The following is a 13,440-nucleotide window of genomic DNA, read 5'->3' as shown; positions in this document are numbered from 1 at the left end:
ATTTTGTAAAAACTGATACGAAAATTCATATTCAGCCCGGATAGCTTATTAGCAACGAACAGTCAATCGAAGACAACATTGCTTAACAAAATTTGTTGCCGCATAAATCTAATAAATATGAACTCTAAAACCAAGGAAACTAACTAAAGGAAGAGAAAATGGTAGCCACAGCCACAGCAACGGCAAGTCTGAATAAATTTGAAAAAATTAAGTCCGAAAAAGATGGTTTAGCGGTCAAAGCGCAATTAGAAGATTTTGCCAAAATCGGCTGGGAAGCAATGGAGGAAGGCGATCGAGACTATCGGCTGAAATGGTTGGGAGTATTCTTCCGACCCGTTACGCCTGGTAAATTTATGTTAAGATTGCGCTTACCTCATGGCATCATTAGTGCTGACCAAATGCGTGTTCTTGCGGAGATTGTGCAGCGCTATGGTAGCGATGGGAACGCCGACATTACTACTAGGCAAAACCTGCAACTGCGGGGAATTCGCCTGGAAGACATCCCGGAAATTTTCCATAAACTGAAAAGTGTCGGCTTGACAAGCGTACAATCTGGGATGGATAATGTTCGCAATATTACAGGTTCACCAGTAGCCGGAATCGATGCAGAGGAACTGTTCGATACGAGGGAATTAGTCCAGCAAGTGCAGGACATGATTACCAACAAAGGTGAGGGGAACCCGGAGTTTACTAATTTACCTCGGAAGTTCAATATTGCGATCGCTGGATGTCGGGACAACTCCGTTCATGCCGAAATCAACGATATCGCCTTTATTCCGGCATTTTCGGGAGAAACCTTCGGTTTTAACGTCTTAGTCGGCGGTTTCTTCTCCGCCAAACGTTGCGACGCAGCCATTCCCCTCAATGCTTGGGTAACACCAGAAGAAGTAGTTCCCTTGTGTCGGGTAATCTTGGAAGTTTTCCGAGACAATGGACTTCGCGCCAACCGTCAAAAAGCCCGGTTAATGTGGTTAATTGATGAATGGGGAATTAACAAATTTCGCAGCGAAGTGGAAAAACAACTGGGAAAAACCCTGAAAGAAGCCGCAGTAAAAGACGAAATTATCTGGGAAAAACGCGATCGGATTGGTGTTTATCGCCAAAAACAACCAGGATTAAACTACGTTGGGCTACACATTCCCGTCGGGCGACTTTTTGCCCAAGATATGTTAGAACTTGCGCGAATTGCAGATGTTTACGGTAAAGGAGAAATCCGCCTCACAGTTGAACAAAACATTATTATTCCTCACATTAATGATGCTTGTTTAGCCGCCTTTTTAACCGAACCAATCATCGAAAAATTTGCGATCGATCCTACACCATTAACCAGGGCATTAGTTTCCTGTACCGGGGCGCAGTTTTGTAACTTCGCACTCATTGAAACCAAAAACCGTGCTGTTGAGTTAATGCAGGAATTAGAGACTGAATTAACTCTCTCCAAACCAGTGCGAATTCATTGGACAGGTTGCCCAAATTCCTGCGGACAACCCCAAGTCGCTGACATCGGTTTAATGGGTACAAAAGTCAGGAAAAATGGTCAAACTTTAGAAGGTGTAGATATTTACATGGGTGGCAAAGTCGGCAAAGATGCCCATTTAGGAACTTGCATTAGGAAAAGTGTTCCTTGTGAAGACTTAAAACCCGTATTGCGCGAGTTATTAATTAAACATTTTGATGCAGAAATCAAGCCAGAATTTTCAACCTAATTTCTAATTCTGCATCTTAAATTACCGAACTCCCTAGCAACAATAATTAAAATTTAGTGAAATTTTGCTAGCCCGGAGTTTCCCATGAAAAATTTCTCTCATTATCACTTAATTCACCACCGGAGTTAAAGCAAATGTCCAAGTATTCCAGAAGAAAATTCTTATTCACCGCAGGAATTACCGCCGCCGGAACTTTATTAGTACATGGTTGTACTTCAGGTACAAATACTGCCACCAATACTAATACCAACACCACCGCAAACACCAGCAATACTAACACTCCTGCCCCAAGTGCAGTACCAGCAGTAAATGTAAATCCTGCTGATGCACCAGAAGTTACAACCGCCAAATTAGGATTTATTGCTTTAACTGATTCCGCACCTTTAATCATTGCCAAAGAAAAGGGATTTTTTGACAAATACGGCATGAAAGATGTGGAAGTTCTCAAGCAAGCATCCTGGCCTGTAACTCGTGATAATTTAGAAACAGGTTCCGCAGGTGGTGGGATTGACGGGGCACATATTTTAAGCCCCATGCCTTACTTTATGACTTTGGGACAAACCAAAACTAAACAGCCAGTCCCAATGTATATTTTGGCGCGGTTAAACACTAACGGACAAGCAATTTCTATTGCTAATAACTACAAAGAATTTAAAGTTGGTTTAGATAGCAAAGGGTTAAAAGATGCGTTCAGCAAAGCCAAATCTACAGGTAAAACTGACCTGAAAGCGGCGATGACTTTTCCTGGTGGAACTCACGACCTTTGGATGCGTTATTGGTTAGCTGCTGGTGGCATTAATCCCGACCAAGAAATTTCGGTAATTCCAGTACCACCACCGCAAATGGTAGCTAATATGAAAACTGGAAATATGGAAGCTTTTTGTGTTGGTGAACCTTGGAACGCGCAATTAGTTAACCAAGGTTTAGGTTACACTGCATTAGTAACAGGTGAATTGTGGAAAGATCACCCGGAAAAAGCTTTTGCGATGCGTCAAGATTGGGTAGATAAAAATCCCAAAGCAGCCAAAGCATTATTAATGGCAGTTTTGGAAGCGCAACAATGGTGCGACAAGCCAGAAAACAAAGAGGAAATGTGCCAAATTATTTCCCAGAAAAAGTGGACTTCCGTACCTGCAAAAGACATTATTGAACGTTCTAAAGGTAATATTGATTATGGCGATGGTCGTCCTCCGGTTCAAGGTAGTCCAATACTAATGAAATTCTGGGCAGATAATGCTTCTTATCCTTACAAGAGTCATGATTTGTGGTTTTTAACTGAGAACATTCGCTGGGGATATATTCCTGCTGATACCAACACTAAGCAATTAATTGATAAAGTGAACCGGGAAGATTTGTGGAAAGAAGCAGCAAAAGCGATCGCAGTTCCCGAAGCCCAAATTCCTACCAGTACCTCTCGCGGAATTGAAACATTCTTCGATGGTGTGACATTCGATCCAGAAAATCCTGAAGCATACTTGACGAGTCTAAAAATTAAGAAAGCTTAATCGCTAATTTCGGTAATGGGTAATAAAAATACACCCATTACCAAATACCAACTACCAACTACCTATCACCAAATACCAATCACCCAATCGAAGGAAATAGCATGACATCCAGAACTAACGGCACAATTTATCGCCGCCCCTCTCAGAATAGCTTTACTAAATTTTGGCGCAAGAACTCAAATAAAATTATTCGTCCCCTCTTTGCCATCATCGTTTTTCTAGTAATTTGGCAACTTCTTTGTCCTCCCGGTTCCAAAGGATTACCAGGCCCAATTCAAGTTTTTAATGACACATTTAATCCTTACATTATCAATCCTTTTTTTGATAACGGTGGTATCGACAAAGGTTTGGGATTACAAATATTTGAAAGTCTCAAACGGGTGGCGATCGGCTTTTCTTTATCTGCCATTGTGGGCATCTTTTTAGGAATTGTAGTTGGCGCAAATAAGTTTCTTTACGAAGCAGTAGATCCAATTTTTCAAGTTTTGCGTACTATTCCGCCTCTAGCTTGGTTGCCCATTGCCTTAGCTGCGATTAATCAAAACGAACCTTCAGCAATTTTCGTAATTTTTATTACTTCTATTTGGCCGATTATTATTAATACAATGGTCGGTGTGCAACAGTTACCCCAAGATTACAGAAACGTCGCCAAAGTTTTGCAGCTTTCCGGTAAGGATTATTTCTTAAACATTCTGTTTCCCGCGACAGTTCCTTACATTTTTACAGGTTTAAGAATTGGAATTGGTTTATCTTGGTTGGCAATTGTTGCCGCAGAAATGTTAGTCGGTGGCGTAGGAATTGGCTTTTTCATCTGGGATGCTTACAACAATTCGCAAATTAGCCAATTGATTTTAGCGTTAATTTATGTGGGAATTGTCGGTTTATTACTAGATAGATTAGTTGCCTACATCGCTTCAATTGTTGTCCCAGCCGAACAGAAATAAGAAGGCAGAAGGCAAAAAATTCCCCAGTCGTAGGGGCAATTCATGAATTGCCCCTACCCTAGTCCCCAGTCCCCAGTACCCAATCCCCAATCACCATGTCAGTATTTGTTGAAGTAGATCACGTCGATCGCATTTTCTCCCTACCCAATGGCGGTAGCTACATCGCCTTAAAAAACATCGAATTAAAAATTAAACAGGGCGAATTTGTTTCCTTAATTGGACATTCTGGTTGTGGTAAATCTACCCTGTTAAATATGATTGCCGGGTTAGATCGTCCCACGAAAGGCGGCATCATTTTAGAAGGGCGAGAAGTGACAAAACCAGGGCCCGATCGCATGGTAGTATTCCAAAATTATTCCTTACTACCTTGGTTAACTGTTCGGCAAAATATTGCCCTCGCAGTGAACAAAGTTTTAAAAGATAAAACTGCGGTTGAACGCAAAGAAACTGTTCAACACCACATTGATTTAGTAGGTTTAAGAAATGCCGCAGATAAACGCCCTGGGGAATTATCTGGGGGGATGAAACAAAGAGTTGCGATCGCCCGTGCCCTAGCAATTCGTCCTAAATTACTATTATTAGATGAACCCTTTGGCGCATTAGATGCTTTAACTAGGGGTGGCTTACAAGAACAGTTAATGCAAATTTGTGAAGAAAGCCACGTTACCTGCGTAATGGTAACTCATGATGTGGATGAAGCTTTGTTGTTGTCCGATCGCATTGTGATGTTAACCAATGGGCCAGAATCCCACATTGGGCAAATTTTAGAAGTACCAATTCCCCGTCCTCGCCATCGTTTAGAAGTTGTAAATCATCCCAATTACTACTCGATGCGAAACGAAATGATTTACTTCTTAAATCAACAGAAACGGGATAAAAGACGCAAGGCAACACAGAAAGAAAAAACAGCATTACCCGCTTCCGGTAAAGCATTTATTTCTAGCAAAGCTTTAGAAAAAACTACTTTAGAAATTGGCTTTATTCCCTTAACAGATTGTGCGCCGTTAGTAGTTGCCCAAGAGAAAGGTTTCTTTAAAAAACATGGATTTGAAGAAGTCAAATTAGTCAGAGAACCTAGTTGGAAAGCGATCGCCCAAGGTGTTGCTACTCGCCGTTTAGATGCAGCCCAAATGGTTGCCGGAATGCCTTTAGCTATGACTTTAGGAAGCGGTGAAACGGGAGTACCAATTGTTACTGCTTTAGTTCTCAGTCGTAATGGCAATGCTATTACATTGAAGAAAAGTTTCTATGACCAAGGAGTAAGAACTTTAGCAGATTTAAAAGAAGCAATTTCCGAAACTCCGCAAAAAAGTCATGTGATGGGTATGGTGCATAATGCTTCTATGCACAACTTAATGCTGCGTTATTGGTTAGCTTCCGGTGGCATCGATCCTGACTTAGACATGACTTTAACAGTCATTCCCCCACCGCAAATGGTGGCTAATTTAAAAGCGGGAAATATTGATGGTTATTGTGTAGGTGAACCTTGGAATTCTCGCGCAGTTCATGAAAAATTGGGTTATGTAATTGCCACTGATTTAGATATTTGGGCAGGACATCCAGAGAAAGTTTTAGGAATGCGTGAAGACTGGGTAAATCAAAATCCTCAGACTCACATTGCTTTAGTTAAAGCCTTGTTAGAAGCTTGTGAATATTGCGACGATCGCCGCAATCGGGAAGAAATTTTAGGATTAATTTGTCGTCCGCAATATGTTGGTTCTGCACTAGAATATACCCGCCCCGGTTTCTTAACTGCTTACAACCGAGGCACAGATGAACCAGCGCAACTTTTGCCCAGATTCAATCAATTTCACTTCGATAATACCAACTGTCCGGGAAGAGTTGAAGGGCTATGGATTCTCACTCAATTAGCGCGTTGGGGTATCACTCCTTTCCCGAAAAATTGGATTGAAATTTTAGAAAGAGTGCGTCGAGTTGACTTATTTGGTGAAGCGGCGCGTCAATTAGGAATGCCGGATATTGAACCCGATCGCCAAAGTTTTGAGTTGTTCGATCGCATGGTGTTTAATCCTGACGATCCGATCGGTTATTTACAACGCCTGACAATTCACCGAGAAATCCGCGTTCAAGAAATTATCATTGATGATTCTAGATCCGAAGCAGCTTAAATCGTCATAAGTCATTAGTCTTATGTCATTAGTGAAAGATTCCTCCAAATGACAAATGACAAGTGACAAATGACCAATAACAAATGACCAATAACAAACAACAACCATGCAAACAGCCAACAACACTAGCATTCAACGTCAAGAAACAATCACTCGCGAACCTTTTTTAGTGATCGATCAAGTTTCCAAAACTTATCCAACTCCTAATGGTTTATATCCGGTATTAGAAAATGTTAACTTCACCGTTTATGAAGGAGAATTTGTCTGCGTTATCGGTCACTCCGGTTGCGGTAAATCAACTTTATTAAACATGGTTTCTGGGTTTAATAAACCAAGTGAGGGCGAAGTTAGATTGCGGGGAAATTTAATTACAAAACCAGGGCCCGATCGGATGATGGTTTTCCAAAATTACGCCCTTTTGCCTTGGAAAACAGCTTACGAAAATATTTATCTGGCAGTAAAAACCGCTTTTCCTAAAAAGTCTAAGGCGGAAAAACACGAAATTGTTGAAGAACATTTGGCAATGGTGGGATTAACAGAAGCTGCCCACAAACGCCCCCATCAACTATCAGGAGGAATGAAGCAAAGAGTGGCGATCGCCCGCGCTTTAGCTATCCGTCCAGAAATCCTCATTTTAGACGAACCTTTTGGCGCTTTGGATGCAATTACTAAGGAAGAATTGCAAGAAGAATTATTGAGTATTTGGCGAGATCATCGCACTACCGTATTGATGATTACCCATGATATTGATGAGGCATTGTTCCTTGCCGATCGCTTAGTCATGATGACAAATGGCCCTGCTGCCAACATTGGCGAAGTGATGAATATTCCTTTTCCTCGCCCACGCGATCGCGCCCAAATCATGGAAGACCCCCAATATTACGAACTGCGGAACTACGCCCTCGACTTCCTCTTCCGTCGCTTTGCCCACGTTGAGTAGGGATTGGGAAGACGATCGCCCACAGACTTCCAGTCTGTGGCTACACAAACAAAGCCTGCCTACGCAGGCTTCAAAACCCTTAAATTTCCCTAAGTCCGCGCAGGCGGACTTAGTTTGTGTAGCCGCGATTTCTAATCGCCAAGGCTAATCGCAAAAGCAAAACTCTCCCAGTCCCCAGTCGTAGGGGCAATTCATGAATTGCCCCTACCCCAGTCCCCAAATCATGTAGAAACAGCATTTTATTCATGCAACATATTCATTAAGAAAGATTTTTTGTTACTAAAGATACCGTTTACCTCTGTTTATTCTCTAAACTTAAGAACATAAGGCTACGAAATCACAGAAATCGATGAAATATAGCGGGTTTTAAACAGAAGGAGAAGTTTTACAAAATTAAATAAATCTTTCTCTAAGCCAACAGTTTTTTTATCCTTTATTTATGAAATATCTTGTCACCAAAAGAAACGTTCTGTCTAAAGATAGATTTACTAGACAGAAGCTAGAAAGTTGTAACAAAATCTACAAACTAAGCCTGATTAGCCGCATAGCATGAAACGAAAAATAGGTCTTAGTAACTAAGGTTTTAATTTACGAATTTGAAGATAAATAAAGGAATTAAGTGGAGGAATAACTGATGACAAGTACTATCACACCACCAACAACAAGCACTCAGAATAAGTTTGAAAAATTCAAAGCTGAGAAAGACGGTTTAGCTGTCAAGGAACAATTAGAAGAATTTGCCCGGATTGGTTGGGAAGCGATGGATGAAACCGATCGCGAACATCGCTTAAAATGGCTAGGAATCTTTTTCCGTCCTGTTACTCCCGGCAAATTTATGATGCGTTTGCGCTTACCAAACGGCATTATTAACAGCGATCAAATGCGGGTTTTAGGCGAAATTGTGCAGCGTTATGGTAGCGATGGAAATGCTGATATTACTACCAGACAAAATCTGCAATTACGGGGAATTCGGATTGAAGATATACCGGATATTTTCCGCAAAATGAAAGCCGTTGGTTTAACCAGCGTGCAGTCAGGAATGGATAACGTTCGTAACATTACAGGTTCGCCTGTGGCGGGAATTGATGGTGATGAATTGTTCGACACCAGAGAACTTTGTCAACAAGTGCAAGACATGATTACTAATCATGGTGAAGGTAACTCAGAATTTACGAATTTGCCTCGGAAGTTCAATATTGCGATCGCCGGATGTCGTGACAATTCCGTTCACGCCGAAATCAACGACATTGCCTTTATCCCCGCATTTTTAAACGAAACTTTTGGCTTTAACGTATTAGTTGGCGGCTTCTTTTCTGCTAAACGTTGCGATGCTGCGATTCCCTTAAATGCTTGGGTTCCCCCTAGCGATGTTGTAGGATTATGCAGAGCAATTTTAGAACTTTTTCGCGACAAAGGTTTACGCGCCAATCGGCAAAAAGCCCGGTTAATGTGGTTAATTGATGAAATCGGTTTAGCACAATTCCGCACAGAAGTAGAAAACCGACTCGGAAAACCTCTCGCAACAGCAGCCGCCAAAGACGAAATTGTTTGGGAAAAACGCGATCATATTGGCGTTTACAAACAAAAACAACCAGGATTAAACTTCGTTGGTTTACATATTCCCATTGGGCGTTTATTTGCCCCAGATATGTTTGAACTTGCCAGAATCGCCGATGTTTATGGCAATGGAGAAATTCGCCTAACAGTTGAAGAAAATCTGATTATTCCCAATATTGCAGATGCCAAATTAGAGGCATTTTTAGCTGAACCAATCCTAGAAAAATTTAGCATCAATCCGACACCTTTAAATCGGGCATTAGTTTCTTGTACAGGGGCACAATTCTGCGGCTTTGCCTTGATTGAAACTAAAAATCGCGCCTTAGCAATGATTAAGGAATTAGATGCTGAATTAACACTAACTAAACCAGTGAGAATTCATTGGACTGGTTGCCCAAATTCTTGCGGACAACCCCAAGTTGCTGACATTGGTTTGATGGGAACTAAAGTTAGAAAAGATGGGAAAACTGTCGAAGGTGTTGACCTTTATATGGGCGGAACAGTTGGTAAAGATGCCCATTTAGGGAGTTGTGTGAAAAAGGGAATTCCCTGTGAAGATTTGAAACCTGTATTACAGGATTTGTTGATTAACCAATTTGGCGCAAAACTCCGCACTAGCCAAAGTTAATTAACTGACAATTTTGCGAAAAGCCAATCGCAATTAGGTCTAGGCAAGATTGATATCAAAGATATCTTGTCTCTACCTTTTCTTACTAAATTTTAGGCTCTTGCTTTGTTTTAAGGAATGTAGAAATGTTAAATGAACTCTGGTCATTTCAAGGAAGATACCGAATCTTACACTTGACTTGGTTTGCCTTTTTTCTGTCTTTTGTGGTGTGGTTTAACTTCGCTCCATTTTCCACAGCAGTACAAGAATCGTTGAATTTGAGTGTAGGACAAATCAAAACTCTAGCTATTTGTAACGTAGCTCTCACAGTACCAGCCCGAATTATTATCGGTATGGTTTTAGATAAATATGGGCCGAGAATTACTTACTCTTTGCTGCTGATTTATGCAGCGATTCCCTGTTTAATGTTTGCCTTCGCTCAAGATTTTAATAGTTTAGTAATTAGCCGTTTATTACTAAGTATTGTTGGTGCGGGTTTTGTAATTGGAATTCGCATGGTAGCTGAATGGTTTCCGCCGAAAGAAATTGGTTTAGCTGAAGGAATTTATGGCGGTTGGGGAAACTTTGGTTCAGCAGCAGCAGCCTTTACTTTACCGACAATTGCGACAGTTGCTTCCGTAATGGCGGCAGGTCAAATTAATTGGCGATTTGCGATCGCACTAACCGGAATCATCGCTGCTGTTTACGGCGCAATTTATTATTTCAACGTTCAAGATACTCCCACTGGAAAAGTTTATCAACGTCCCAAAAAACACGGCGGCATTGAAGTTACCACCAAAAAAGATTTCTGGTTTTTGATGGTAATGAATATTCCTCTTTCTGGGATTCTCGCTGTTCTAGCTTGGCGCTTAAATATAGTCGGTTTCTTCAACCAAACCCAACTTTATATTGCTTGGTTTTTACTATTTTGTTTGTACGCTTTCCAAGGATACAAATGCTGGGAAGTGAACAAAGAATTAGTGACAGGTAAAAAACGCTATCCCGCAGAAGATCGTTACGAATTTTCTCAAGTAGCATTGTTAGAACTGACTTATTTTGTTAACTTCGGTTCTGAATTAGCAGTAGTTTCAATGCTACCAACATTCTTTGAAAATACCTTTACTTTAGATAAAATATTGGCTGGTGCGATCGCGGCTTCCTACGCTTTCATGAACTTAGCAGCACGTCCCGGTGGTGGCTTAATTTCTGATACACTTGGTAGCCGCAGATTAACCATGACTGTACTCACAGGTTGCATGGGAATTAGTTATCTATTATTCGGTGGAGTTAGTAGTAATTGGTGGTTGCCATTTGCCATCCTATTAGTAATGCTTTGCTCATTCTTTGTCCAAGCTGGAGAAGGTTCCACATTTGCGATCGTTCCCTTAGTAAAACGCCGAGTTACAGGTCAAATTGCCGGAAACGTTGGTGCTTATGGAAACGTTGGCGCAGTCGCTTATTTAACTCTGTTTAGCTTGTTACCTGAAGGACAAGTAGGAAACACCATTTTCTTTCAAACATTGGGGGTTTGTGCTTTAATAGTTACCTTCCTTTGTTGGTTTTTCCTCAAAGAACCCAAAGGTTCCTTCTCTGCACATCATGAAGGCGAAGCCGCCGGAACAGAGATGCAAAAACCTAGTCTTCCTTCCAGATTAGCTTACGAAAAAGAACAAGGGGAATAAAAGTTATTGGGGAATGGCGATCGCTAATTAAAAAACAACTAACAAAAAAATTAAGCAACGGGGAAAATTAAAAGCATTCTTTCCCCAATCCCCAATCCCCAATCCCCAATCCCCAAGAAATTTTAACGATAAGGTTTTAGATAAATTATGACTGACTCAACAAAAACACTTTGTCCCTATTGTGGTGTAGGCTGTGGTTTAGAAGTGTCTCCACCAGCACAACCAGGAAAACCTGTAAATAGAGACAGTCAAGGATATCCAATTTGGAAAGTACAAGGCGATCGCAACCACCCTTCAAGTCAAGGTATGGTATGTGTTAAAGGTGCAACAATTGCCGAATCTTTAAACAAAGACCGCTTACTTTATCCCATGATGCGAGAAACTTTAGACCAACCTTTTCGCCGTGTAACTTGGGATGAAGCACTCAACACCATAGTTAAAAGAATTCAAACAGTTCGCTACACTCAAGGCGAAGATGCTATCTGTATGTATGGTTCCGGGCAATTCCAAACTGAAGATTATTATGTTGCCCAAAAACTCATCAAAGGTTGTCTCGGTACTAACAATTTTGATGCCAATTCTCGCCTTTGTATGTCCTCAGCAGTATCGGGATATATTCAAAGTTTTGGTGCCGATGGCCCTCCTTGTTGTTATGATGATTTAGAATTGACAGATTGCGCGTTTTTAATCGGAACAAATACCGCAGAATGTCACCCAATTATATTTAACAGATTGCGGAAATATCACAAAAAAAGCAACGGCAAAGTCAAAATGATTGTCGTCGATCCACGACGCACAACCACCGCCGAAGCCGCAGATTTACACTTAGCAATTAACCCTGGAACAGATATAGATTTAATGAATGGAATTGCCCATTTATTGTTACGTTGGGGTCATATTGACTACCAATTTATCGATGAATGTACGGCAAATTTCCCCGCTTATGCAGAAGTAATTAGTCAATATCCGCCCGAATATGTCGCGAAAAAATGCGGCATCACAATTCAGGAATTAGAAACTGCTGCCCGTTATTGGGGACAGTCAAAAAGTGTCTTGTCGATGTGGTCAATGGGTGTTAATCAATCTTCCGAAGGAACTGCCAAAGTTCAAACGATTAACAACTTACATTTAATGACCGGACAAATCGGAAAACCAGGGGCAGGGCCTTTTTCTTTGACTGGTCAACCTAATGCAATGGGAGGCAGAGAAGCTGGCGGTTTGTGTCACATTCTCCCCGGTTATCGCCTGGTAAAAAATCCCCAACATCGCGCCGAAGTCGAAGAATTTTGGGGACTTCCTCCTGGAAGAATTGCTGCTAAACCTGGTCTTACTGCTTGGGGAATGATCGAAGGTTTAGAAACAGGAAAAGTGGGATTTTTGTGGATTGCGGCAACAAATCCGGCGGTGAGTATGCCAGATTTAGAAAGGGTGAAAAAGGCATTGTTACGATCGCCCTTCACCGTCTATCAAGATGCCTATTACCCAACAGAAACCGCAGCTTATGCCCATGTTTTATTACCCGCTGCCCAGTGGAGTGAAAAAACTGGAACTATGACAAATTCGGAACGGCGAGTTACACTTTGTTCAGCGTTTCGCGATCGACCCGGAGAAACCAAAGCTGACTGGGAAATCTTCGCCGAAGTTGGTAGACGTTTAGGCTTTACCGAACAATTTAAATTTACTAATTCCGCCGAAGTTTACGCCGAATTTGCCCAATTAACCAAAGGACGACCTTGCGATCTTACAGGATTAAGTCACGAAAAACTAAAAGCCCAAGGCCCTCAACAATGGCCTTGTCCCGCTGATGGTAATCTATTAAAAGGCGCACCCGCCCGACTCTACACTGACCATCGTTTCCACACTCCCGACGGACGCGCCCGCTTTGCCGCATACCACTCTCGCGGATTAGCCGAACCACCAGACCCAGATTTTCCCTTCGTCCTAACAGTAGGCAGACTTTACGGACATTGGCACACCCAAACCCGCACCGGGAGAATTGATAAAATTACCCAAATGCACCCTAATCCTTTCATCGAAATTCATCCTCGCGATGCCGCAAAATTGGGGATTCAAGATGAAGAATTAGTCGAAGTGCTGAGTCGGCGCGGAGTTGCCCGTTTTCCCGCTAAAGTCACCCAAGCGATCGCCCCCGGAACAGTTTTTGTCCCGATGCACTGGGGCGCACTTTGGGCAAAAGACGCAGAAGCCAACGTTTTAACCCATCCCGAAGCTTGTCCAATTTCCTTTGAACCAGAATTAAAAGCCTGCGCCGTACAATTGGCAAAGGTTACAGCAGACAATCTCTCTGCTGATACTTTACTGATATCCCCAAAATCTAGTATGCTTTCTCCGTTACCTTCTGTGTGAAGC

8 protein-coding genes are annotated in these 13,440 nt (G+C 41.8%); all 8 read left to right on the top strand.

Features of this window, described 5'->3' with window-relative positions:
• Positions 1-158 precede the first annotated feature (158 nt).
• The 8 genes from ACE1CC_RS06140 to ACE1CC_RS06105 all read left to right on the top strand — a co-directional run bounded on the left by ACE1CC_RS06140 (position 159) and on the right by ACE1CC_RS06105 (position 13,437).
• Positions 159-1,706 carry a ferredoxin--nitrite reductase gene (locus tag ACE1CC_RS06140; protein WP_413269591.1) on the top strand — a complete coding sequence of 516 codons (1,548 nt, stop codon included), beginning with the start codon at positions 159-161 and terminating at the stop codon, positions 1,704-1,706.
• Between the two features lie 134 nt (positions 1,707-1,840).
• The gene (locus ACE1CC_RS06135) at positions 1,841-3,211 is read left to right on the top strand and encodes a CmpA/NrtA family ABC transporter substrate-binding protein (RefSeq protein ID WP_413269590.1); all 1,371 of its coding nucleotides are present in this window, start codon (positions 1,841-1,843) and stop codon (positions 3,209-3,211) included.
• 101 nt (positions 3,212-3,312) lie between these two features.
• Positions 3,313-4,155 carry a nitrate ABC transporter permease gene (ntrB, locus tag ACE1CC_RS06130; RefSeq protein WP_413269589.1) on the top strand — a complete coding sequence of 281 codons (843 nt, stop codon included), beginning with the start codon at positions 3,313-3,315 and terminating at the stop codon, positions 4,153-4,155.
• A 95-nt stretch (positions 4,156-4,250) separates the two neighbouring features.
• Positions 4,251-6,284, top strand: a complete 2,034-nt coding sequence (locus ACE1CC_RS06125; protein ID WP_413269588.1) for an ABC transporter ATP-binding/substrate-binding protein — start codon at positions 4,251-4,253, stop codon at positions 6,282-6,284.
• A gap of 106 nt (positions 6,285-6,390) precedes the next feature.
• Positions 6,391-7,224 (top strand): nitrate ABC transporter ATP-binding protein, encoded by an 834-nt coding sequence (locus ACE1CC_RS06120; protein ID WP_413269587.1) that lies wholly within the window; start codon positions 6,391-6,393, stop codon positions 7,222-7,224.
• Positions 7,225-7,858: 634 nt separating this feature from the next.
• Entirely contained in the window at positions 7,859-9,409 is a 1,551-nt protein-coding gene (locus tag ACE1CC_RS06115; RefSeq protein ID WP_413269586.1) for a ferredoxin--nitrite reductase, read from the top strand.
• 125 nt (positions 9,410-9,534) lie between these two features.
• Positions 9,535-11,070 carry an MFS transporter gene (locus ACE1CC_RS06110; protein WP_413269585.1) on the top strand — a complete coding sequence of 512 codons (1,536 nt, stop codon included), beginning with the start codon at positions 9,535-9,537 and terminating at the stop codon, positions 11,068-11,070.
• A 147-nt stretch (positions 11,071-11,217) separates the two neighbouring features.
• Complete coding sequence (locus ACE1CC_RS06105) at positions 11,218-13,437, top strand: molybdopterin oxidoreductase family protein (protein ID WP_413269584.1); 2,220 nt, start codon at positions 11,218-11,220, stop codon at positions 13,435-13,437.
• Positions 13,438-13,440 lie beyond the last annotated feature (3 nt).

Source organism: Floridaenema aerugineum BLCC-F46, assembly GCF_041929345.1.
Lineage (GTDB): Bacteria > Cyanobacteriota > Cyanobacteriia > Cyanobacteriales > Aerosakkonemataceae > Floridanema > Floridanema aerugineum.
Note: the sequence above shows the minus strand (reverse complement) of the source record. Positions and strands in the feature narration are given on the sequence as shown.

Bases quoted from the DNA above. Each gene is read 5' to 3' on its own strand.
- ACE1CC_RS06140 (WP_413269591.1), top strand. From the start codon at position 159: ATGGTAGCCACAGCCACAGCAACGGCAAGTCTGAATAAATTTGAAAAA.
- ACE1CC_RS06135 (WP_413269590.1), top strand. From the start codon at position 1,841: ATGTCCAAGTATTCCAGAAGAAAATTCTTATTCACCGCAGGAATTACC.
- ntrB (WP_413269589.1), top strand. From the start codon at position 3,313: ATGACATCCAGAACTAACGGCACAATTTATCGCCGCCCCTCTCAGAAT.
- ACE1CC_RS06125 (WP_413269588.1), top strand. From the start codon at position 4,251: ATGTCAGTATTTGTTGAAGTAGATCACGTCGATCGCATTTTCTCCCTA.
- ACE1CC_RS06120 (WP_413269587.1), top strand. From the start codon at position 6,391: ATGCAAACAGCCAACAACACTAGCATTCAACGTCAAGAAACAATCACT.
- ACE1CC_RS06115 (WP_413269586.1), top strand. From the start codon at position 7,859: ATGACAAGTACTATCACACCACCAACAACAAGCACTCAGAATAAGTTT.
- ACE1CC_RS06110 (WP_413269585.1), top strand. From the start codon at position 9,535: ATGTTAAATGAACTCTGGTCATTTCAAGGAAGATACCGAATCTTACAC.
- ACE1CC_RS06105 (WP_413269584.1), top strand. From the start codon at position 11,218: ATGACTGACTCAACAAAAACACTTTGTCCCTATTGTGGTGTAGGCTGT.